General features: G+C 34.7%; 16 protein-coding genes. 9 read left to right on the forward strand and 7 right to left on the reverse strand.

What is annotated here, in order from left to right; all coding sequences use genetic code 11:
- Positions 1-115 precede the first annotated feature (115 nt).
- From carA to ABXQ82_RS04655, 4 genes are all read left to right on the forward strand, one after another.
- The gene (gene carA, locus ABXQ82_RS04640) at positions 116-1,243 is read left to right on the forward strand and encodes a glutamine-hydrolyzing carbamoyl-phosphate synthase small subunit (RefSeq protein ID WP_367055571.1); all 1,128 of its coding nucleotides are present in this window, start codon (positions 116-118) and stop codon (positions 1,241-1,243) included.
- 123 nt (positions 1,244-1,366) lie between these two features.
- A complete protein-coding gene (gene eno, locus ABXQ82_RS04645; RefSeq protein ID WP_367055574.1) occupies positions 1,367-2,659 on the forward strand; it encodes a phosphopyruvate hydratase in 1,293 nt (430 codons plus the stop codon).
- Between the two features lie 171 nt (positions 2,660-2,830).
- Positions 2,831-4,117, forward strand: coding sequence for a citrate synthase (locus ABXQ82_RS04650; protein WP_367055577.1), 1,287 nt, complete (start codon positions 2,831-2,833; stop codon positions 4,115-4,117).
- A 153-nt stretch (positions 4,118-4,270) separates the two neighbouring features.
- The gene (locus tag ABXQ82_RS04655; RefSeq protein WP_367055580.1) at positions 4,271-5,185 is read left to right on the forward strand and encodes an arginine deiminase family protein; all 915 of its coding nucleotides are present in this window, start codon (positions 4,271-4,273) and stop codon (positions 5,183-5,185) included.
- A 4-nt stretch (positions 5,186-5,189) separates the two neighbouring features.
- Here ABXQ82_RS04655 and ABXQ82_RS04660 read toward each other — a convergent pair whose 3' ends face one another.
- The gene (locus ABXQ82_RS04660; protein WP_367055582.1) at positions 5,190-6,050 is read right to left on the reverse strand and encodes an AraC family transcriptional regulator; all 861 of its coding nucleotides are present in this window, start codon (positions 6,048-6,050) and stop codon (positions 5,190-5,192) included.
- A 106-nt stretch (positions 6,051-6,156) separates the two neighbouring features.
- On the opposite strand from ABXQ82_RS04660, the gene ABXQ82_RS04665 reads away from it, so the two are divergent.
- The 4 genes from ABXQ82_RS04665 (at position 6,157) to ctlX (ending at position 10,649) form a co-directional block, all read left to right on the forward strand.
- Positions 6,157-7,059, forward strand: a complete 903-nt coding sequence (locus ABXQ82_RS04665) for a PfkB family carbohydrate kinase (protein ID WP_367055585.1) — start codon at positions 6,157-6,159, stop codon at positions 7,057-7,059.
- An 8-nt stretch (positions 7,060-7,067) separates the two neighbouring features.
- Entirely contained in the window at positions 7,068-8,576 is a 1,509-nt protein-coding gene (locus ABXQ82_RS04670) for a hypothetical protein (protein WP_367055588.1), read from the forward strand.
- A complete protein-coding gene (locus ABXQ82_RS04675) occupies positions 8,560-9,441 on the forward strand; it encodes a class II fructose-bisphosphate aldolase (protein ID WP_367055591.1) in 882 nt (293 codons plus the stop codon). Before ABXQ82_RS04670 ends, ABXQ82_RS04675 begins: the two co-directional genes overlap by 17 nt.
- 272 nt (positions 9,442-9,713) lie before the next feature.
- Complete coding sequence (gene ctlX, locus ABXQ82_RS04680) at positions 9,714-10,649, forward strand: citrulline utilization hydrolase CtlX (protein WP_367055594.1); 936 nt, start codon at positions 9,714-9,716, stop codon at positions 10,647-10,649.
- 1 nt (position 10,650) lies between these two features.
- Here ctlX and ABXQ82_RS04685 read toward each other — a convergent pair whose 3' ends face one another.
- The gene (locus tag ABXQ82_RS04685) at positions 10,651-12,726 is read right to left on the reverse strand and encodes a tetratricopeptide repeat-containing sensor histidine kinase (protein WP_367055597.1); all 2,076 of its coding nucleotides are present in this window, start codon (positions 12,724-12,726) and stop codon (positions 10,651-10,653) included.
- Positions 12,727-13,036: 310 nt separating this feature from the next.
- Positions 13,037-14,158, reverse strand: a complete 1,122-nt coding sequence (locus ABXQ82_RS04690; RefSeq protein ID WP_367055600.1) for a glycosyl hydrolase 53 family protein — start codon at positions 14,156-14,158, stop codon at positions 13,037-13,039.
- A gap of 85 nt (positions 14,159-14,243) precedes the next feature.
- Between ABXQ82_RS04690 and argS the strand changes: the two genes are divergently transcribed.
- Entirely contained in the window at positions 14,244-16,028 is a 1,785-nt protein-coding gene (argS, locus tag ABXQ82_RS04695) for an arginine--tRNA ligase (RefSeq protein ID WP_367055604.1), read from the forward strand.
- A 43-nt stretch (positions 16,029-16,071) separates the two neighbouring features.
- Here argS and ABXQ82_RS04700 read toward each other — a convergent pair whose 3' ends face one another.
- The 4 genes from ABXQ82_RS04700 to ABXQ82_RS04715 all read right to left on the reverse strand — a co-directional run bounded on the left by ABXQ82_RS04700 (position 16,072) and on the right by ABXQ82_RS04715 (position 22,730).
- Positions 16,072-17,691 carry a DUF1501 domain-containing protein gene (locus ABXQ82_RS04700; protein WP_367055607.1) on the reverse strand — a complete coding sequence of 540 codons (1,620 nt, stop codon included), beginning with the start codon at positions 17,689-17,691 and terminating at the stop codon, positions 16,072-16,074.
- 37 nt (positions 17,692-17,728) lie between these two features.
- A complete protein-coding gene (locus ABXQ82_RS04705; RefSeq protein WP_367055610.1) occupies positions 17,729-19,387 on the reverse strand; it encodes a DUF1800 family protein in 1,659 nt (552 codons plus the stop codon).
- Between the two features lie 96 nt (positions 19,388-19,483).
- Positions 19,484-21,790, reverse strand: coding sequence for a TonB-dependent receptor plug domain-containing protein (locus ABXQ82_RS04710; RefSeq protein WP_367055613.1), 2,307 nt, complete (start codon positions 21,788-21,790; stop codon positions 19,484-19,486).
- Between the two features lie 37 nt (positions 21,791-21,827).
- Positions 21,828-22,730, reverse strand: coding sequence for a FecR domain-containing protein (locus ABXQ82_RS04715; protein WP_367055616.1), 903 nt, complete (start codon positions 22,728-22,730; stop codon positions 21,828-21,830).
- Positions 22,731-23,155: the final 425 nt, after the last annotated feature.

The following is a 23,155-nucleotide window of genomic DNA, read 5'->3' on the forward strand; positions in this document are numbered from 1 at the left end:
AGGATTTAATATAAAAAGGATAAACTATTTTTAGTTTATCCTTTTTTTTTGAATTTTTGTAAAACCTTTTAGTTTGCGTAGATACTGAAAAACTATATAACAAAAGAAATAAAAAATGAAATATCAAAAGAGACAAAATGCCATCATTCTACTTGCAGATGGCACCATTTTTTATGGTAAGGCAGTAGGGAATAAACAGGGCACTTCGTTTGGAGAGGTATGCTTTAATACGGGCATGACTGGATATCAAGAGATCTTTACCGACCCGTCTTACTACGGACAATTAATGGTGGCCACCAATGCACATATTGGAAACTATGGTGTTAATAACGACGAAGTAGAATCTGATTCTATAAAAATAGCTGGTTTAATTGTAAAAAACTTTAGCTATGAATATTCTAGAGATGATGCAGATGGCTCATTACAGGATTTTTTAGATCAAAATAATCTCTTAGCTATTTCAGATGTCGATACCAGAGCTTTGGTAAGTTACATTAGAGATCATGGCGCTATGAATGCCGTTATTTCTACGGAAGTAGATAATATTGACCATTTAAAAAAGCAATTGGCAGAAGTACCTAGTATGAAAGGATTGGAGTTGGCATCTAAGGTATCATGTACGGAACCGTATTATTTTGGGGACGAAAATGCAACTTTTAAAGTGGCAGCTTTAGATATTGGTATCAAGAAAAACATCCTTAGAAATATTGCAAGTAGAGATGCTTACATCAAAGTATTTCCATATAATTCTAAATTTGAAGATTTAGAGGCTTTTAATCCAGATGGGTACTTTTTATCAAACGGTCCTGGAGATCCAGAGCCATTGGTAGAAGCGCAAGCTGTTGCAAAGGAAATTATAAAACGTGATTTACCATTATTTGGAATTTGTTTAGGACACCAAGTCATTGCTATTGCCAATGGTGTGTCGACTTACAAAATGCATAACGGACACCGAGGCATCAACCATCCCGTAAAAAACTTAATTACCGGAAAAGGAGAGATTACCTCTCAAAATCATGGATTTGCCGTAAATAGGGAAGAGGCTGAAGCCAATCAAGATTTGCAAATATCGCATATTCATTTAAATGATGAGACCGTTGCAGGTTTAGCTATGAAGTCTAAAAATTGTTTCTCTGTACAATACCATCCAGAAGCAAGTCCCGGACCACATGATTCATCTTATTTATTTGACCAGTTCGTTGAGAATATTAAAAGAAGCAAGCTTTCTGTAGTAGAAAAATAGATTTTTAAACACCGTAAATTAACTAAAACGTTATAGCTTTCTTTTTAAGATTTTATGTCAAAAGTCAGTAAATAAGAAGAGATTAAAACGTAAATTTGATAAAAGATTAAAAACAAACCAATTATGAGCATAATAATCAATATTCACGCAAGACAAATTTTAGATTCAAGAGGTAATCCTACTGTTGAAGTAGATGTAGTTACCGAAAACAATATATTGGGTAGAGCTGCCGTACCGTCGGGAGCATCAACTGGAGAGCACGAAGCTGTAGAGTTACGTGATGGCGGAAATACATACATGGGTAAAGGTGTTTTAAAAGCAGTTGAAAATGTAAACACACTTATCGCAGAAGAATTATTAGGTGTTTCTGTTTTTGAACAAAACCTGATTGATAAAATGATGATTGATTTGGATGGTACGCCAAATAAATCAAAATTAGGAGCTAATGCTATTTTGGGTGTTTCTCTTGCTGTTGCCAAAGCTGCGGCAAATGAGTTAAATATGCCATTATATCGCTACGTAGGTGGTGTTTCTGCAAACACGTTACCGTTGCCAATGATGAATATCATTAACGGTGGTTCCCATAGTGATGCGCCAATTGCGTTTCAAGAGTTTATGATTATGCCCGTTAAAGCTAAAAACTTTACACACGCTATGCAAATGGGTACTGAGATTTTCCATAATCTTAAAAAGGTATTGCACGACAGAGATTTAAGTACTGCTGTTGGTGATGAGGGTGGATTTGCACCAAACTTGCCAGGAGGAACAGAGGATGCATTAGATACTATCGCAAAAGCAGTAGCCAATGCAGGCTATAAATTTGGAGATGAAGTAAAAATCGCTTTAGATTGTGCTGCTGCCGAATTTTTTGTGGATGGAAAATACGATTACAAGAAATTTGAAGGCGATTCTGGAGTGATAAGAACTTCTAAAGAGCAAGCTGAATATTTAGCTGAATTAGCTTCTAAATACCCAATTATCTCGATTGAAGATGGAATGGATGAAAACGATTGGGACGGTTTTAAATATTTAACCGAATTAATTGGCGACAAAGTTCAATTGGTGGGCGATGATTTATTTGTAACCAATGTTGAGCGTTTATCAAGAGGTATTAAAGAAGGTATTGCAAATTCAATCTTAATTAAAGTAAACCAAATTGGTACATTAACTGAAACTATTGCTGCTGTAAATATGGCGCATAATGCAGGTTATACTTCTGTAATGTCACACCGTTCCGGAGAAACTGAAGATAACACCATTGCAGATTTAGCCGTAGCGTTAAACACAGGCCAAATTAAAACAGGTTCTGCGTCTCGTAGTGACCGTATGGCAAAATACAACCAGTTACTTCGTATTGAAGAAGAGTTGGGAGAAGTTGCTTATTTTCCAGGGGAAAATGCTTTTAAAATAAAGTAATAAAGGATACTATAATTTCTATATTCAAAAGCGATTACTTTTTTAAGTAATCGCTTTTTTGTGGATATCAATTTTAACAATATTTAAATTAATAAAACCTTTACGCCTGCGCTTCCTAATCATGAGATATTTTGTAAATTAGCGACACAAAAAGTAAAACTAAATAAATATATGTCAGATACTGCTACCTTAGAAATTAACGGCGAAAAACATGAGTTTCCTTTAATAAGAGGAACGGAGAATGAAGTTGCAATAGATATTAAAACATTAAGAAGTGCAACAGGTGGAGTAATCACTATTGATCCCGGTTATAAAAATACAGGAAGTTGTGAGAGCGCTATTACCTTTCTAGATGGCGAAAAAGGCATTTTAAGATACAGAGGTTATTCTATTGAAGAATTAGCAGAAAAAGCACACTTTTTGGAAGTAGTGTACCTTTTAATTTTTGGGGAATTACCAACAAAAGAGAAATTAGATAAGTTTGATAACGACATTAAAGCCCACTCTGTTGTAGATGATGACGTTAAAAAGATTTTAGATGCATTTCCAAGATCAGCACACCCAATGGGTGTTTTGTCTTCATTAACTAGTGCGCTTACGGCATTTTATCCTTCTACTGTAGATGTAAATTCGGAAGAGGAAATGTATAAAGCTATTGTGAGAATAATGGCAAAATTTCCTGTATTGGTGGCTTGGACTTTGCGTAAAAAGCACGGTTTACCATTAGATTATGGGAGTAATAAATTAGGCTATGTAGAGAATTTATTAAAGATGATGTTTAAAAGTCCAAGTAGTGATTACGAACAGAATCCAATCTTGGTTAACGCGTTGGACAAACTTTTAATTTTACATGCCGATCATGAGCAAAACTGTTCAACCTCAACCGTAAGAATTGCAGGTTCGTCCCATGCAGGTTTATTCGTGTCGCTTGCCTCTGGTATTTCTGCACTTTGGGGGCCCCTTCATGGTGGTGCTAACCAAGCGGTTTTAGAAATGCTTGAAGCTATTCGAGCAGATGGAGGCGATACTAAAAAATACATGGCGAAAGCTAAAGATAAAAATGACCCTTTCCGTTTAATGGGCTTTGGGCACAGAGTGTATAAGAACTTTGACCCAAGAGCACTTATTATTAAACAAGCGGCTAATGAAGTTTTAGCAGATTTAGGGATAGACGATCCTATTTTAGATATTGCCAAAGGTTTAGCAAAAGAAGCATTAGAAGACCCGTATTTTGTAGAAAGAAAATTATACCCAAACGTTGATTTCTATTCTGGTATTATTTATAGAGCCATGGGAATTCCGGTAGAAATGTTTACCGTTATGTTCGCAATGGGGCGTTTACCAGGTTGGATTGCACAATGGCGCGAAATGAGATTAAATAAAGAGCCAATAGGGAGACCAAGACAACTTTATATTGGAGAAACTGAAAGAGCATTCAAGCCCATAGAAAAGAGATAATAAAATATAGGTTTTTAAATTATTGTTAAGCTTCATGAATTTTTCATGAAGCTTTTCTTTTATATGCTCTTTTTTATGAGAATAATGTAAAGTACACTTTATAATCCTTAGCTTTGATATATTAAAATAAAAGCATTTATATAGCGATTGCGAATGATAAAATTAAATATTCAAAACGAAATTTCTAGATTACGCTCAGTTGTTTTAGGAACAGCCGAAAGCAATGGCCCAATTCCAAAAATAGAGGATTGTTATGATCCGAAGAGTATTGAGCATATCAAAGCAGGAACATATCCTACCGAAGCTGATATGATTAAAGAGATGAATGCTGTATTAAAAGTATTTGAAAAATATGATGTTGAAGTTTACAGACCAGAGGTTATAAAAAATTGCAATCAAATCTTTACGAGAGACATTGCTTTTGTGATTGACGATATCATGATTGAAGCCAATATTTTACCACATAGAGAAAAAGAAGTGCGGGCTATAGATTATATCTGGAATCAAGTAGCGGAAGATAAGCGTATTATTCTGCCAAAAGAATGTCATGTGGAAGGAGGAGACGTGATGTCGTGGAACGACTATATTTTTATGGGAACGTATTCAGGAAATGATTATCCAGAATTGATTACCGCACGCACCAATATTCAAGCAGTAAAAGCGATTCAAGACTTATTTCCGAAGAAAAAAGTAAAAGCTTTTGAGTTGCGAAAATCCAATACCAACCCTAAAGAGAACGCATTACATTTAGATTGTTGCTTTAATCCGTTAGGTAAAGGAAAAGCCATTATCCATAAAAATGGATTTTTAGTTGAAAAGGAATATGAATGGTTAGTTGATTTCTTTGGGAAAGAAAACGTTTTTGAAATAACCAAAGATGAAATGTACCAAATGTATAGTAACGTGTTTTCAATCTCTGAAGATGTCATTATTTCAGAACAGAACTTTACAAGGCTTAATAATTGGTTAAGAGATCAAGGTTTTACCGTTGAAGAAGTGCCTTATGCTGAAATTGGGAAGCAAGAGGGGCTACTACGATGCACAACAATGCCTTTGTTTAGAGATTAAGAAATCATTCAAACAAGGCATTATAATTTCTATATGCTAAAGGTGTCATAAGTAAGTATTTTTTAAATTGTCTATGAAAAAAGGACATGTTCTCATAGCCACAATTTAAGGCAATATCCAGAAGGTTCTGGTCGGTTTCTTGCAATAACAAACAAGCTTTTCTAATTCTGAATTCATTAAGATAATTGGTGAAAGGCCTTTTAAATTCTTTTTTAAAATATTTACAAAACGCACTATTTGTCATGTAAATGAGGTTGGCCATATCCTCAATACTTATTTTTCTATGGTAATTATGATCGATATAGTTTAAAATCGAAGCTATTCTCGTATTGGATTTTTCCGTAAAATGATAGTTGGTTTTAGTAATGGATAGTAAGGTTTTTTCGTTTGATGTTGCCAAATCCAGTAAAATATCAAGTAAGTTTATAAGTTTTTTTCCTGAATGTAATTGATTTAATTGTATCATTCTATCACTTATCTGTTTCACAAAATCAATGTTAGTAAATTTTATACCCTGTTTTGAAGCTTCCAAAAGCGAATGAACGGCTTGTAATTCTGAATTGTTATTTAAAAAATCATCTATAGTCTTGTTGTTCCATTGCACACAAACCGAAATGACACCATCATTATAACCCATTTCATTACGCCAACAATGTGGCACTTCTTTCCCGATGAGAACGAGATCGTTTGGTGTAAAGTGGTCTATATTATTACCCACATGTCTTATGCCGCTTCCTTTTACAATATATGTTAATTCGTAATCTTCATGATAATGCCAAGGGGCGTTAAAATAATCGTTTTCATATATAAAGGCATGAATAGAACCATCTAATTCATGCGGAATATGTTCTAATTTCGGCTTCATTTGATATGAAATAACTAATACTGGACAATATAGTACATAAATTGATATAATTAGCATTTAGTATAAACTTTGTTTTGATACTAACTTTGTTACAAACAATTATATTATGAAGGTGCTATGTAGCGGTTTAAATGTAGTAGATCTTTTGGTATCTGTACCATCAGAAATTAAGATGGGACAAAAAAACGAATGTGATATCTTACTACAAGGTGGTGCTCCTGCGGGTAACGCTGCGTGTGGATTAGCAGCGTTAGGAAACGAAACCTATTTTTTAGGTTATTTTGGTGATAATCCATTAAGTACGGTTGCTAAGGATGAGCTGATAAAGCATGGGGTGAAAAATGATTTTTTCGTTAAAAAAGAAGGTGCAACTCCAGCTATTGCCATTGTTCAAATTGATGATGAAGGCGAACGTACCGTATTCTATTCCACAAAACATTATATCCCATTTTCCAAAGAGGATATTAATGAAGATGATTTAAAAGGATTCGATTTAATACTGGTGGATGGATATGATACTGCTATAAACATTCATTTATTAAAATTAGCAAAAAGCTTGGGATTAAAAAGTGTTTTGGACATGGAATCTGCAGAACAATCTATAATGGAGGAGATGCTAGCATTATGTTCTGACGCTATTTTGCCTTTGGAAGCAGCTCAAAATATATCTGGAAAAACAGATGCCATTGAAGTCTTAAAATCAGTTTCAAAAATGACTGAAGCTCAAGTTATCATTACCGATGGTGCCAATGGTTCTTTTGCTTTATCTGAGGGGGAATTAATTCATCAACCGGCATTTAAAGTTGAAGTTATAGACACTACAGGATGTGGCGATGCGTTTCACGCAGCTTATGCTTCTGCTTTATTACAAGGTTTTAGTTTAAAAGAGCGCATGTTATATGCCAGTTACTTTGCGTCGCAAGTAGCGCAACATTTTGGAGGCAGAACATACCTTCCCAATAAGGGTTTTATGGAAAAAAACTGTCCATTATTCATCGATACTAAATAGAAAGCATTATGGGTTTACTAGAAAAATCAATTATAGAAGGAGGCATAGTAAGTGACTTATTCGAAAGTGCTATAGCCCCAAAGAAACCAAATTACATTGCGAAAATAGCCCTTGTTGGGGTAGGACTTGAAGAACATTTTGATTGGCAATCCATTTTAAAAAATTATGCCAATGCTAAAACAGGATTGAAAAACGCTTTACCAAAAGAACGATTTGAACTGATAGCATCTGAAGCGCCAATTCAATCTAAAGAGGCTATTTATACGTGGTTAAAGGAGATGCAAGCTCAGGGTATAGACGGTTTAATTATTTATCAGGCGTCTTTTATAGCTGGAGATTTAGCGGCCACTTTAGCGCGTTGGTTAAATCAAAATAAAATTCCAGTTTTAAGTTGGTCTCATGATGAAGAAACCGGTGGAAGACTATCCAATAATAGATTGTGCGGTCAAAATTTTTTGCTGAACATCTTTAATTCTTGCGGTGTAAAATTTTCATGGCTTTTTGAATCGCCAGACGACGATGCCTTTAATGGTAATATTTTAAAATTTGCAAAATCGGTGTATGTAAAGGCTTCAATCAATCAAAAGTCTGTTGGTATGGTTGGAGGTTTTCGTGTGCCAGGATTTTACGATTGCGAACTCAATGAATTGTCGCTTCTAAATAGATTCGGGATTAAAGTGGATAGAATAGATTTTGATACCATTTGGCAGCATGGTAAAAAGTTTACCGATGATATTATCGGACAAATAAAAGAGCAATTGTTAGGGCATTCACTTTGCAAATTCAATAATGTGAATGATGAGCAAATAAATAAATCGATACGATTATCATTAGCAATGGCAGATTATGCTCGCTTACATGATTATTTAGGAATAGGACTTAAAAATTGGCCCGAATTATTTGACACCTATGGCATTGCGGGTGATGGCGCAGGAGCTTTGGTTCAGGATTTAGGAATTCCTGTTGCTGATGAATCTGACATGGGAGCCTTATTAACCATGATTTTAATGCATCAGATAAGTTTTGGGAATGCCATTCCAACCTTGGTAGATTTATCGCTTATCAATAAAGATGATAACCGCGTTGGTTTCTGGCATTGTGGAGGTGCACCAACAAAATTGATACATCCTGAAACTGGGTTTGAAGTTAGAAATCACAGTATCCTTGAGAATTTTGATGTAGAAAGTAGTATGGGGATGCTGTTGGAGTTTTTACATAAACAAGGACAAGTAACCATTGCAAAATACCAATATCCTGAAGCTTCAAAAGTGTTGACTTGGGAAGGAAATATTAGACCGTCTGAAATGGCATTTAGAGGAAGTTATGCCGAAGTTGAACCTAGAAAAAACTCAGCTGGAGATATTCTAAGCACCGTATTGAATAATGGTTTAGACCATCATTGGATTATTGGTAGAGGTTATTTACAAAAAGATTTGACAGAACTAAACCATTGGTTGGACATTAGCAATATTGAAATAGAAATAAGTAAAGACCATTTATATGGGCACAGTAATTAAAACATTAGAAAAAATGATATACAATCAGAAGTACAATACGCTTAAAGAATTATTCATTGATTACAGAGCAACCCAACGCTGTTTGCCTGCGTTTAATGTAAATGATAATTACGATCTGAAAGCTGTAGTTGAAGCTGCAGATGAAATGAGTACGAACGTTATGGTAATGACGTATCCACCAGTTGCAGAATTAAATACTACAGAGGTATTTCGTTCTTTAGTAGATGGCTTTAAAAAAGTATCTCAAAACAATATCTTTTTACATCTAGACCACAGTACCACGGTAGATTTATGCAAACGCGCCATAGATTCGGGTTACGATTCCGTGATGATTGATGGTTCTCAGGTATCGCTTGAAGAAAATATAAAAATGACCAAACAGGTTGTAGATTATGCCGCTTCAGCCGGTGTTGTTGTAGAGGCCGAAATAGGCAAGATTATGGGGCGTGGTGTTGAGGTAAAAAGCGATAATGATTTCTTAGCCGATGTTGGAGAAGTGAAAAAACTTTATGAAGCAACAGGTGTTGATATTGTAGCTGTAGGTATTGGTACTGCTCACGGATTTACACCAACTGAACCTAAAATCCATTTTGATCGTTTAGAGGAAATAGCTCTAGCTATTCCTGCGCCTTTAGTTTTGCATGGCGGTACGGGAATTCCAGATGCCGACATTCAAAAATCAATACTAATGGGGATGAGCAAAATTAATATTGGTACCATTGTACACAGTACCTATATGAAATATGCTTTAGAAGAAATTCAAAAAGCAGGGGATGGTGCTTACCCTCCTTATATAATGAAAGAGGTATTACCTAAAATAAAACATGTGGTAAAAGATAGATTAAGAGCGGTAAATTTTAAATAGAAGTATTTTTATATCTTTTTATTACAGGTAGTTAACGACCTGCAAGGTTTCAAAAACCTTGTAGGTCTGCTTTTTTTTAATGCTATTCATATCTTTTAAAATCAAAAAAGACCTTCTAGGATATCAAAAGAATTATTTGTTATTGAAATTCAGACATTGTGTTTTAAATATGAATAGAACTCAAGTCAATAAGTCATAGTTTTGAGTTTCCAAATACACAAAGTTGTTTTTATAATAAATAGTAATACTTTTGTAATACAATTTAAATAAAAATGCAACAAACTACAAACACCATTTTAATGGTTCGTCCTGTGAATTTTAGGATGAACGAGCAAACTGCTGTTAATAATTATTATCAGGAAGCTATTGATGGTGTGTTACCAGAAACGATTAATGTTAAAGCTCAAAAGGAGTTTGATGCTTATGTGGATAAACTTAGAACTATTGGTGTTGATGTAATAGTTGTTAATGATAGAAAAGAAACCGATACACCAGACTCCATTTTTCCAAACAATTGGGTGTCGTTTCATGAAAATGGCGATGTTGGTTTATACCCCATGTTTGCAGAAAACAGACGTTTAGAGCGTCGGGAGGATATTTTGGAAATTTTGGAAGAAAAGGGTTTTGTAATCAACAATATAGTTGATTATACAAGTGCTGAGGAAGAAAACATTTTTCTTGAAGGTACGGGAAGTGTTGTTTTAGACCGTGCAAATAGAAAAGCCTATTGTGCTTTATCTCCCAGAGCTGATGAAGATTTGTTCATAGAATTCTGTGAGGACTTCGACTATTTTCCCATTGTTTTTACTGCGAACCAAACGGTTGATGGCAAAAGGAAACCTATTTACCACACCAATGTAATGATGAGTGTCGCTGAAACCTTTGCGATTGTTTGCTTAAGCAGTATAGACGATAAGAAAGAGCGCAAAAATGTGATCAACCATTTAAAAGAAGATGGCAAACAAATTGTTGACATTACGGAAGCTCAACTCAAAACCTTTGCTGGTAATATGTTGCAGGTAAAAGGACATAATGATGAACGTTTCTTAATAATGAGTAAAGCTGCACATGATGCACTAACTCCATCTCAAATAGCACAAATAGAAACCCATTGTAAAATAGTATCTAGTTCATTAGAAACCATTGAAACCTGTGGTGGTGGAAGTGCGCGTTGTATGATGGCAGAAGTGTTTTTGCCTAAAGCTTAAACTATTCGTTGGGTTTAGATTTTGGCAATTGCACATAAAAAGTACTACCCACATTAACAGAACTTTCAACCCAAATTTTTCCACCATTAAGTTCTACCAATTCTTTACAGATGGAAAGACCAAGACCAGTCCCTTTTTCGTTATTGGTACCCATAGTAGTGTAAGTGCTGCTCTTGAAGAGTTTCTCGATATTGTGTTTAGAAATACCAATTCCAGTATCTGCAATACTGATAATACAGCTACCATTGCTGATATGGTTAGAAATAGTAATAGTATCTCCTTTTCTTGAGAATTTTAAAGCATTAGCCAGTAAATTTTGAACAACGATTTCAATCATACTTCTATCGGCATACGCAAAATCACGAAGTGAATGGTCTATCAATTCTATACCTTTACTTTCAAGACGCTGATCTATCAATTTTATTTTTTCCTCAAATACTTCTTGCACATCAAATAAGCTCGGACTTGGTTTGAGCGATTGCATTTGAGATTTAGACCAGTTCAATAAATTGAATAACAAAAGTGAAGCGTTATTCGCATTTTCACTCAATTCTGGAATTAGATTATCAAACTCTTCACGCGATAAAGAACCATCTTTTAATAAGTCGATAAAGCCATTAATAGAGGATAAAGAATCCTTTAAATCATGCGAAATAATTGAGAACAACTTATCCTTAACATTATTTATGTTTTCTAAATGTTTAGTTTGCTCAACAAAAGCTTCGTTTTGTAATTGTATTTTAAGATTCTTCTCTTCTAGTTCTTGAGTGTATTTTAAGTTACTATTTCGTCTTAAATATATTAAAACAAGAAAAGCACATACTATTGCCAAAATTCCGAGTAAAATATAGAAGAACAACTTAAATTTCTTCAACTTGTCCTCACTTTCATTAATAGTATCATTCTGTCCTAAACTAACAGATGTACTCTCTTTTTTAGGTGCAACCTTATCAAAGTTTAAGCCTAAATCATTTTCGGAAATAGAAATACTTTTAGTGATAGGATTAGAGCCCTTTTTTTCTAAACTATCCTTAAGGGTATAGTAACGTCGTTGCCAAACAAAAGCTCTAGCAAAGTTTCTTTTTGATGAATCTAGAGACTTCATTAAACCATAATTCTTTAAAAGTTCATTTTGGTTCTTGAGTTTCCGTGCTATTCTGCCTGCTTCAAGTAATTGTTGTTCTGCGGTTCTTAAATAATTCTGGCTTAAATTTAAACCTCCTAAGTTATTAAGAGTTACCAATAAATTAGCTTCGTTTTTATTTTTTCGATTTAAATTTAAACCTTGCAGTAAATATTTAGTGGCGTTTTCATAATCGTTAAATTTTAAATATTCCCCACCTAATTTTGGTAAAATTTCACTTTGAATAGAGTCTGTTTTACCTTTAGCACTAGAAAGTACTTTTTCGTAAAATTCAATGGCTTTTCTGTGTTCTTTTACCTGAGAATATAATTCGGCCAATTGTAAGCTCGATGTACCCGCTCCAATATCATCGTTAAGCTGTTCTTGAATATCCAAGGCCTTTAAATTGTATTCAATAGCTTTATCGACGTTATTTATTTTATAATAAGCTTTACCCAAACTAGCATAAGCAGATTTTAGTTCATGTTTTAAACCTCGTTTTTCTAACTCTCTAATGGCCGATAATGAATACTGAAGCCCTTTACTGTAATTGCCGCGTTCAATTTCAATTAAACCAATGCTATTGTTCACTTTGGCAATATTAAGAGTATCGCTTAATTGGTTAAACATGGCTTTTGCCTTTGTGTAACCATCCATAGCATTGATATAATCGCTTTTCTCAGCATAAATCAAAGCTTTATAATAGGTGATTTTGGCTTTACCGGGCTGGTAATTTATATCAGACGATAATTTCTCGCTGGCCTTTATGTATTGTTGCGCAAGGTTAAAATCCTTAATTTCAAAAAGGTGTTCAATAATTTTCAAAGAAGTTTCTACCTTGAGGGAATCGGTGGTTTCAAAACCTAATTTAATGGAAAGACTGTCTAGTTCCTTGGTTTGTGAAAAACCAACGAAAAGCGATAAGAATATAATAAAAGTAATTATTCTCCTCATAGAGCGATTAAACTATAGCTTTTTAGCAAACTATTATTTAAAGATGCTTGGTTGAGGGCAATCAAGAAGTCTTTGTTTGGGTTAATAAAATTGTCCACTTTGTTTTGAGATAATAGCTTTGGTCAACAAAAGTTGCAAAAAGCCTTTTTATATTCTAATTTATAGGTTTTTCTACCAAAAAATTAGATGAAAAGCGAGTTGGTTTTTTTGAAAAAATCGACGAATAGACTAACTGCACAAAACATAGAAAAACGGTATTTTTTTTCCTTCAAATGCCACTTGAATTTTCAAATTTTAATGTGTTGAAAACCTAGTTGTTTCCGTAAATATCAAAAACAGGAAGGGCTTTATGGTCAAAATCGAACATACATTGGTTTTCCCACGCACTTCCACTTGTAGAGGTAGTTTCGTTACCATTAAACGCCACCCAATCTGGCGCCCAATAACAAAATCCGATGCCTCGATTATTGGGTATTTTTTTTATAGCATTTACCAGCCATTCAAAATAGGCTTTTTGTCCTTCGGGAGTTGCGGGGAATTCGGATAAAATTTGACTACTATCCCCAATGTAATTATTGCTTTTGTCTTCATAATCGAAAGTGAAAGGATAAGCCACCTCAACCATTAAAATATCTCTATTGAAGTTTAAAGCTAATTGATTCAGTTTTTGTTGCACCAAACTCAAATCCTTAATCTGAAACTGTGGATAATAGGATAACCCTATAATATCGTAATCAATATTAAAGGGTTCTAATTTCTCAAAGAAAAAAATAGCATTTTCAACACTTGAATGATGCAACATTATTTTTACCTCCTTATTTGTATCAACTTCCTTAATGGCTTTTATGGCTTCGCTTACCAAAGCAGCATAATTAGCCCAATTGTTATCAAATTCGTTCCAAACCTTTCCGTAGTCCCATAAAAAGCCGCTATCCGTTTCATTACCTATTTGAATCATTTCAGGTAGGGTGCTTTGGCTCTTTAATTGTTGTACCACATTTTTTGTGTAATTGTAAATAGCAGTTCTTATTTCTTGGGTGTCCATGTTTTTCCATGCTTCTGGAGGGTTCTGTTTTCCCGGGTCTGCCCAATAATCGCTATAATGAAAATTCAGTAAAAACGACATGTTTTGTGATTTTATGTGTTTAGCATAGGCTTTCACATCGGCTAAACTATTTTCGCCATCTTTTGGCGTGTGCCATAGTTTTAAACGTACTAAATTAGTCCCGTTTTCTGCAACAAAAGGTAATATGGCTATTGGGTTACCATCGGCATCTTTATATGGAATGTTATAGTCTTCTAACTCTGATTGAAACGACAGATCCATTCCCTTATAAAAGGTAGGTTCAGGAGCCGTTTCAACGGTATCTGATTTGGAATCGCAACTATATATAAATCCGAATAAAATTAATAAAAACACAAGCTTTTTCATATGAACTAAGATACGTATTTCACATTAAAATCGATGTTAAACTTGATTTAAAAATTCTATCTTTGCAGACTTATAAAACAAGAAAATGAGCCTTCAGAACATATTATCTGCCCACGTTAAACAAGCGGTTTCAGCTGAATACCAAACAGAATTGGAATCTGTTGAATTCCAAGCTACCAGAAAGGAATTTACTGGAGATATTACTGTGGTTGTTTTTCCGATGTTGCGTTTTTTAAAAGGAAACCCTGTGCAAATTGGCGAAAAAATCGGAAATTATTTAGTTGATAATGTAGATGAAGTAAAAGGCTTTAATGTTGTAAAAGGGTTTTTAAATGTTGAAATAAGCGATGCGTATTATCTAGATTTTTTCTCTAAAATTAAGGATGAAAATACTTATGGTTTTGAAACACCGAAGGAAGGCGAAAAAGCGATTATGGTAGAATATTCGTCGCCAAACACCAACAAACCGCTCCACTTAGGACATGTTAGAAATAATTTATTGGGCTATAGTGTTGCCGAAATTTTGAAAGCTTCAGGGAAGAAAGTTTATAAAACCCAAATTATTAATGATCGAGGGATTCATATTTGTAAAAGTATGATTGCTTGGAAACTTTTTGGAAATGGAGAAACTCCTGAAAGCACGGGTTTAAAGGGCGATAAATTGGTTGGTAATTATTATGTGAAGTTCGACCAAGAATATAAAAAAGGAATTGAAATTATGGTCAATGACGGATTTTCTGTTGAAGGCGCTAAAACAATGGTGCCTATATTTTTAGATGCTCAGGATATGCTCAGAAAATGGGAAGCAGGAGACGAAGAAGTAGTTTCACTTTGGAAAAAAATGAACGGTTGGGTGTATAAAGGTTTTGCTGAAACTTATAAAAATTTAGGTGTAGATTTTGATACATTATATTATGAAAGTGACACCTATTTATTAGGAAAGGAGTTTGTAGCCGAAGGTTTAAAATCGGGTGTGTTTTTTAAAGAAGAAGATGGTTCAGTTTGGTGTGATTTAACCGAAGATGGATTGGACAAAAAAATAGTGCAGCGTTCTGACGGTACCGCTGTTTATATGACACAAGATATCGGGACAGCCATACAACGCATAAAAGATCATCCTGATGTTGGAGGTATGGTTTATACCGTTGGAAATGAGCAAGATTATCACTTTCAAGTTTTATTTTTAATTCTGAAAAAATTAGGCTTCGATTGGGCGAAAAATTTATACCATTTAAGTTATGGTATGGTAGATTTACCTAGCGGAAAAATGAAGAGTAGAGAAGGTACTGTTGTTGATGCCGATGATTTGATAGATGAAATGGCTGCGACTGCCGAGGAGATTTCAGAAGAATTGGGGAAACTAGATGGCTATTCCGAAGACGAGAAAAAGGCACTCTACAAAACCATAGGTTTAGGAGCATTAAAATACCATATCTTAAAAGTAGATCCTAAAAAGCGTATTTTATTCGATCCAAAAGAATCTATAGATTTTCAGGGAAATACAGGGCCGTTTATTCAATATACCTATGCTAGAATTCAATCTATTTTACGAAAAGCTGATTTGACATCCAATGTCACGTTGAGCGCAGTCGAAACGCAACTTCATCCAAAGGAAAAAGAACTCATAAAACAACTCCAGTTATTTCCAGAAGTAATTCAAAACGCCGCAGAACAACATAGTCCAGCATTAATTGCTAATTATACGTATGATTTGGTAAAAGAGTTTAATTCATTCTACCAAAACGTTTCTATTTTAGGAGCAGATAATGATACTGAAAAAGTGTTTAGAGTGCAGCTTTCAAAAACGGTAGCACAAACTATTAAAAATGCGTTTAGTGTTTTGGGGATTGAGGTGCCGGAGCGGATGTAAGAATAAGTTTTTTTGTGTATTGGCTAAAAATTAAATATTCAATCTACAACTTAACCAACTTATGAACCTCCTGCGAATTCCCTGTCTTAATAGCACAAAAATAAATCCCGCTACTCAAATGCATAAGATTTAAAGAGAGCTTTCCATTGGTAATGACATCTGTTCTGTTCATGATTTCCAATCCAGATGCATTAAATAACTTGTAACTGATATCGGTATAAGTATTGATACTTGCAAAATTAATGGTATCCGTAAAAGGATTTGGATAAACCAACCAATCTCTTTCGGCTTTTAATTGTTCCTCGGTACTTAAAGCTTGATAACAATCGCTGGTTAGAGGATTCTTTAAAATTTCTGGAAGTTTTAAATTTGTGAAGCTATCGTTTAAACTATGATTAAAGAACGTATTATCAATAATGGAGTTTTCAGCACCTAAAAAGTCTTGTAAAAGCGTCGCAAAGGTTTGTCGGTAATCATACTGTACCGTTTGTATTTGCCAATTATTGGCACTTGTAGCTTCGGTTAAATCTGGATTTGTTCCAGAAACACCGCCAGCAACAGGTGTTCCAAATAAAAACATGGGCGCAATTTCACCGTGATCTGTTCCTAGATTTCCGTTTTCGGCAGCTTTTCTTCCAAATTCAGAAAAGGTTAAACCAACAACATCATCGGCTAAATTCTGACTTTGCATATCATCTACAAAAGCTTTTACAGCTCCAGATAATTGGTCGAGCAAATCGTAATGTTTGCCGGCAACATTTCCAGAAGTTTGTATTTGAGCATTATGTGTATCAAAACCAGAAATACGCACCATATATACTTTTGAACCTAAGTCGCCACTAATCAAGCGCGCCACGGTTTTTAATTGATTTGCTAAATCTGTATCTGGATATGTAGCATCGTTTTGTCCGTTATTAAAAGCCGAAGAAATCGCTTCAGCGTAAGTATTGGACAATGCATCCGTGTTATTGATAAATCGCAATTGATCTCCAAAATCTGAATTTGGAATATTAGCTGGAGGCTCACCGCCCAAACCATTTAAAATATTATAAAAACCAGCAGGATCTTGTCCGGTTATATTTAAAGACATGCCATGGGCTTCTTCTCCGTGAAAACCAAGAGAGGTTTTGTTAGAGCCAATTTCTACTGCTAAAGGATATGTTTCTAATATAAAATCGGCATAAAATTGTTCCATAAAACGACCGATCCATCCCGTTTCAGCACCGTTTAAAGTGCTATTGCCATCATTGCCACCCATATATAAATCGGTAGATTTAAAATGGCTTTTATTTTGGGACGGATACCCAACAGATTGCATAATGCGCAGTAATCCAGAATCGTAAAGTGATTTGAAACCCGTAAGTGCAGGATTAAGTCCTATTTGTTGGTTAAGTCCCAAAGTGGTGTCCAATTCAATATAGTCGGTATTGGACACCTTAATATTAGGTCGCAAATTGCTATAGGTATCGTATTCATTTATTGGAATTACCGTGTTTAAGCCATCATTGGCACCAGCTAGGTTGATGAGTACTAGTTTCCTGTTGGAAATATCTGGACAGGCGGCATAGGGCAATACCGATTTTAAAGCAGCTTGTAATTCAAAAGGAGTTAAACCAATTACCGATGCCGTTGCAGAGAGTTTTAAAAAATTTCTTCTTTTCATCTGTTCATTTTTTTGTGTTTCATCTTGATAATTGGCACTACATTAATTGAAATTCAGCAGCATTTACCATTCCTGTAATTAGCGCGTCCAATCTTAATTTTACCACAGTTTTATCTGCTTGATTATGTGTGTTTATATATTGTAACCAAGCTCCCGTCCAATAATAATCATCGGAATCTTCAATCAAAAAGGTTTTAAAATAATCTGTTCTATCTGTATCAATACTTTCAGGATATAACAGTTCAGCTATTTTATGAACCAGAAGATTTGGGTCTTTTGCATCGTTAGGGTCAATTTTATTTTCTACAAAAGCAACGGTGTCTAGCGTAGCATATATGTTAGCATTTGGGTCTATGGTATTTCTTCCAATAATCAAACTTTCAATAAGCTTGTATCTTCCTATTAAGGTGTTGGATGAAAACCAAATTCTATCAAAACTAGGTTCTTGGTAATAGGCCGGATAACCTGCTACGGAATCTGGATTGTATATTTCCATTCCTGCGGATTTATAGTATGTATTATGTATAAACTTATGATAAAAATTATTGTAAAAGCGAAGAGCATTTGTAGAAGGGTCAGGAAACGACACTTCAAATAAGGTGCATACTTCGGATAATAATTGCAGCGGGCTTTTAATAATAGCCCCTATAATATTGTCGGTAGCATCGCCATCATCTGCATCATAGAAATGCTGACTGGAAAGCAATGTTTTTACTACAGGTAAAATTTCATAATTATTAGCAATTAACTGTTGTGCTAGGGGCCCGATGATATCGGTTTCAATAGTATCATTCCATGAGCTTTTTACAAAATAACGGTATAATTTTCTGCAATAGGCTTTTGCTGTTTCTGGTTGGGCAAACACCATTTCAACAAAATCACTTAATTCTTCCATCATTCCAGAAGCTGTACTTCTGCCTGTAATGGTGTGTCCTCCAAAAGCACTACTGAAGGTTTTGTTATTAGTGTCGTGTTGTCCTAAAGCCAAGTATCCTATTGGTAAATTAGTATCGGGGTCTATATCCCCATTTCGGTCATATTTCTTTTTAAATCCTGAAAATACTTTGGCAGCTTGTTGAATATCCAACTCCGTATAATTGGTATAATTACCTTCTCCAATTTGTTCACCTTTTAAAATGGTAAATAATTCCAAGTATTCCCGTGCATAATTTTCGTTCGGATTGTTTTTGTTGTTCTGTGTATTATCCAAATAATCCAACATCGCATTGTCCAAAGTGATTTTTTTGGCAAGGGTTTTTATGTTTCCAAGTGCGTAGAAATCCAGCAAACGAATATGGTCATAAAAGAAAGGGGAAAGTCCTGCGCCAGAATCTTTAGCAACAGTAAAACTGGTATGTAAAAAGAAAGAGAGCTTATGCTTTAATGACACCTGATTAATGGCGTTATACCACCACCAAGCTGTAATATGAGATCGTTTTCTACCTTGACCACCAAAGGTATTGGGGTGTGCTGTAGATGATAACCAAAATCCATCTGGCGCTCCGTTTGGCAAAGGGTCATAAGGTTCAGCTAATATATTAGTGGGATTTGTTGCTATGCTGTTTACTGCGGCAGTTGCGTTCATTGCAGCAAAACTATCAAGTTGTTCCTTGGTGTAATTAAATGTAGCTCTTCTCAAAAGGTGCTTTGCCCTTCTAAGACCTAGGGTTTCATTTAGTGGATTTAGTGACGCCATTCCATTGCATATTTTTCTGTAAATTAAGCAATTAAAGGCTAATAATGAAATAAATTAGATGATAGGTAAAGTCTTGTAAGAAAGCTCATTTGTTTCTTAAAAAATGACCCTAAAACTTATATTTGGAGTGATACCTAAAGACTGATTCTCTACTTTATTAATATTGTTTTCATCATCTAAAGTGTAGTATGCATTTAGTATGTTTTTTTTGTTCAATACATTCCAAAGAGATGCGCCAATTATGGCATTTGAGGCTTCTGAAATAGTAAAGGAATAGGTTGCTGAACAATCGGCGCGTAAATAATCATCTAAATTAGAACTGTTCGGATTTGTATAGGTTATGGTATTTTCATCATTATTAGCATCAAAATCAGGTAAGGTTGTGGGTCTTCCAGAATGCCAATTAAGTCCTAATGCCAGTTTAAAATCTCGATAAGTGTAGGTGCTTGCAAAAGTTATCGCATGTCTTATATCTGTATTATTTGGAAAGGGTATGCCGTTGTTTAGTGTTGGAAACGTGTATTCATTTTTGCTATAGGAATACCCCAACCAAGAGCTGAAAATGTCTGCAAATTGTTTATTAATCAACACGTCAATACCTTTAATTTCATAGCTTCCAATAGCATTTGTGAATTGAAACTGGTTTTGAAATCCTTGACTTCTTGTGGTAATGCCATCCACTTTTTTTATAAACGCTTCTGCACTAATCAACAGTTTATTTTTATTATAATGAATCCCTGCAGAGGCTTGTTTACTTTTTAAAATGGGGACAGGTTGAATAGATTTTCCATTGATAACAATTTCATCATCGAGATTATTGGAAAGTACCCAACGTCGTTTTTCAATCCCCAAAAAATCATTTTGCAAATCGATGATTTGTGAGGTAGTCTGACTTTTAAATTCACCCAACAATTCCAGTCGAAATACATTTAAAAAACGCTGACTAAAGTTTAATCGTGGTTCAACTAAAATATCATCAAACTTATCAAAGTGGTTCACTCTAGCTCCAATTTTTAATTTCGTTTTCGCATCGTTCGAAAGAAACCCGACTTCTCCAAATGCAGAATTACTGCGGATAACGTCTCGTATAAAACTTCTAAATGTTGGATTATTCACATCCTCCAAATTACTGATGCCAACTTCTGTAAATTGATACCCAATGTTTAGTTTGAAATTAGTGTTTAATCTATAATTGATGTCTAAACGTGCAGAACCATCAAAAACCTCATTTTCTTGAATTAAGCGTTGGTTGTTAATGATGTCGAAATTTGTTGCATCCAAATCATAATTGGTAACATAGGCCTGCACAGTAGTTGAAAAATCAGTATTCCAATCTCTGGTATATGTCATCCCGTAAGCAGAATTTTGCTGGGATAAACTACTATTTAAAGCTTCACTTCTGTCGTTATTAGAAAACCGTTCTTCATATTTCAAACTGTTATTCACGTTTAAAAAGTGCAGTCGCAATTTGTCTTTTTTCGAAATATCATATAGAAACTTAGCAGTCATATCATAAAACGAAAAGTCTTCATTTTGAGAAATTGTATTCTCGTTTTTTTGACCATTAGAAAAATCGGAATCTTGAAATACGCGCTTAAAATACTGATCGTAAGTTGGTGTTACAATTACATCGGTAATTGATCTTCTTGTAGATAATTGTAATTCGGTATTATTTGTTAGTGGAATTTTAGCATAACCATGCCCATTAATCAAATTAAAACCCAAGCCTGCATTAAACTTACCATCAATTTCATCAGATAATTGCATATCGATCACACTGGAAATACCATCTCCAAATCGTGCTCGGGTTCCGTTTTTGGAAACGTTCACTTTTTTTGTGGTATAAGGGTTAAAAGCTGAAATCAATCCGAAGAAATGACCAGATTGATACATTTTAATCCCGTCCCAAAGAATCAGGTTTTGATCGTGTGTGCCACCTCTAATATTAATGTTAGAAACCGTTTCGTCTATACTGAAAACCCCTGGAAGTGCTTGTATAGTCTGTAAAACATCTGGTTCTATCAAACCTGGAAGAATACCAAATTTCTCAGGTTTTACGGTAAGGGAACCATCATTTAATTTTGTAATACCAGTAGTTAAATAATTACTGATAACTACTTCTTTAAGCTGTTCTCGAATAATGGTTTTAGTCTGTTCTTTTTGTTTTACAACTGTTATGAAACGACTATTAAGAATGCTAAATTCTATATCTGTAGCCATTTCAATGTGTACTAAAGCATCAATAAGGCCCAAATCTGCACTAGGCAGTTCAGCTTCTATATCTGCAATAGTTTCATCCACATAAGAAAAACTAACATTATAGCGTTCGGTCAGTATTTTTAAAATAGAAACAAGCGACTGTGTTTTTTGATTGGCTTGCGAAAAACCGACTGTACCATTCAAAAAAAATAGGAGACTAATAAGAAAAAGGAGTCCTTTTCTATTCACGCTTTAAAATAATAGTATTGTTTTGTTTGCTGTACGTTACTTGTAAAGGTACTGCAATAGATTTTAATGCAACATCTATATTTTTGTGCGTAAACGAACCTGTAAACAGTTGTGTAGAATCGATGTCAATCAAAGTAATGTTTACATTATATTGTCTTTCAAATTCTGCAACAACCTGTTTAAAGGGGATACTTTTAAATTCACTTTCGTTATTTAACCACGAAGGGGAGGAGCGGTTTTCTTTTTCTTTAGCAATAACTTTCCCATCCACAATTAAAAAACTGTCTCCAGGTTTTAATTTTGTTTCTTTGGAATTGTGTGTTACCCCAACTAATCCTTCGTAGCAAATAACCTCAAAATAATTGTCCCTCTGTTTTACATTAAATTGAGTACCATAAACCGTTACGGTTCCTGATGTTGTAATGACGTTGAATGAAGAGCCCTTGGCAACCTTAAAAAAGGCTTCACCTTGCAGTTCTACATCACGTTCTTTTTTCCAATCGTTTTTATTAAATGCCAACACCGATTTTGCGTTGAGCGAAACAGTAGAGGCATCTGGTAACTCCACGGTAGTTTTTTGTGCTAACTGCGTAGTTACTGTGGTATCTAAAGTTGTTGTATAAAAATACACGCTAAAACAAATAGCAAGTACTGCAGCAACACGTAGTAATGGTTTTAACCAATGCGTTTTAGGCTGTGCTTTTTCGTTTTTAATGGTAGATAATACGTTTTCCAATTCTTTAGAAGTATCGTAATCATCTGCCTTAAAACTTTGCAGGCTGTTATTTAACTTAACTAAATCGTCATAGTCTTCAAGGTTTTTAAACGCCTCGAATTCCTGATCGTTTAGATCGTTATTTAACCATTTTGATATGAGTGTTTCTCTGTTCATCATGTCGCTATTCAATTATATAACAGTTAACTTTTATTTTTTCCTACCCTAATGAATAAAAAAAACAAAAATAAAATTCCAAATTCCAAAATGTTTCGCTGAGGTTCACGGAGTTTTCATGGAGAATCACGGAGGAAACTTTGCGTCTTAGCGCCTTTGCGCGACATTATAGCTTCATTGTTAGCGTCACCCGTCACCCGTCATTCAGTCTTCCGTCCTTTTTTTTCTAAAGCCCCTCAATATCCTTCCGCAACTTCGCTAAAGCCCCATAAATCCGCCCCCAATAAATAAAAAAACAATAAATGAAATTCCAAAATGTTTCGCTGAGGTTCACGGAGTTTTCATGGAGAATCACGGAGGAAACTTTGCGTCTTAGCGCCTTTGCGCGACATTATAGCTTCATTGTTAGCGTCACCCGTCACCCGTCA

It is taken from the genome of Algibacter sp. 2305UL17-15 (assembly GCF_040720935.1).
In the GTDB taxonomy this organism is placed as follows: Bacteria; Bacteroidota; Bacteroidia; order Flavobacteriales; family Flavobacteriaceae; genus Jejuia.

What these genes read in the sequence shown, in the direction of transcription:
- ABXQ82_RS04650 (WP_367055577.1), top strand. Translation starts at nt 2,831, where the DNA reads ATGTCAGATACTGCTACCTTAGAAATTAACGGCGAAAAACATGAGTTT.
- ABXQ82_RS04655 (WP_367055580.1), top strand. Translation starts at nt 4,271, where the DNA reads ATGATAAAATTAAATATTCAAAACGAAATTTCTAGATTACGCTCAGTT.
- ABXQ82_RS04660 (WP_367055582.1), bottom strand. Translation starts at nt 6,050, where the DNA reads ATGAAGCCGAAATTAGAACATATTCCGCATGAATTAGATGGTTCTATT.
- ABXQ82_RS04685 (WP_367055597.1), bottom strand. Translation starts at nt 12,726, where the DNA reads ATGAGGAGAATAATTACTTTTATTATATTCTTATCGCTTTTCGTTGGT.
- ABXQ82_RS04690 (WP_367055600.1), bottom strand. Translation starts at nt 14,158, where the DNA reads ATGAAAAAGCTTGTGTTTTTATTAATTTTATTCGGATTTATATATAGT.
- ABXQ82_RS04675 (WP_367055591.1), top strand. Translation starts at nt 8,560, where the DNA reads ATGGGCACAGTAATTAAAACATTAGAAAAAATGATATACAATCAGAAG.
- ABXQ82_RS04665 (WP_367055585.1), top strand. Translation starts at nt 6,157, where the DNA reads ATGAAGGTGCTATGTAGCGGTTTAAATGTAGTAGATCTTTTGGTATCT.
- ctlX (WP_367055594.1), top strand. Translation starts at nt 9,714, where the DNA reads ATGCAACAAACTACAAACACCATTTTAATGGTTCGTCCTGTGAATTTT.
- ABXQ82_RS04700 (WP_367055607.1), bottom strand. Translation starts at nt 17,691, where the DNA reads ATGAAAAGAAGAAATTTTTTAAAACTCTCTGCAACGGCATCGGTAATT.
- ABXQ82_RS04715 (WP_367055616.1), bottom strand. Translation starts at nt 22,730, where the DNA reads ATGATGAACAGAGAAACACTCATATCAAAATGGTTAAATAACGATCTA.
- ABXQ82_RS04705 (WP_367055610.1), bottom strand. Translation starts at nt 19,387, where the DNA reads ATGGCGTCACTAAATCCACTAAATGAAACCCTAGGTCTTAGAAGGGCA.
- eno (WP_367055574.1), top strand. Translation starts at nt 1,367, where the DNA reads ATGAGCATAATAATCAATATTCACGCAAGACAAATTTTAGATTCAAGA.
- carA (WP_367055571.1), top strand. Translation starts at nt 116, where the DNA reads ATGAAATATCAAAAGAGACAAAATGCCATCATTCTACTTGCAGATGGC.
- argS (WP_367055604.1), top strand. Translation starts at nt 14,244, where the DNA reads ATGAGCCTTCAGAACATATTATCTGCCCACGTTAAACAAGCGGTTTCA.
- ABXQ82_RS04670 (WP_367055588.1), top strand. Translation starts at nt 7,068, where the DNA reads ATGGGTTTACTAGAAAAATCAATTATAGAAGGAGGCATAGTAAGTGAC.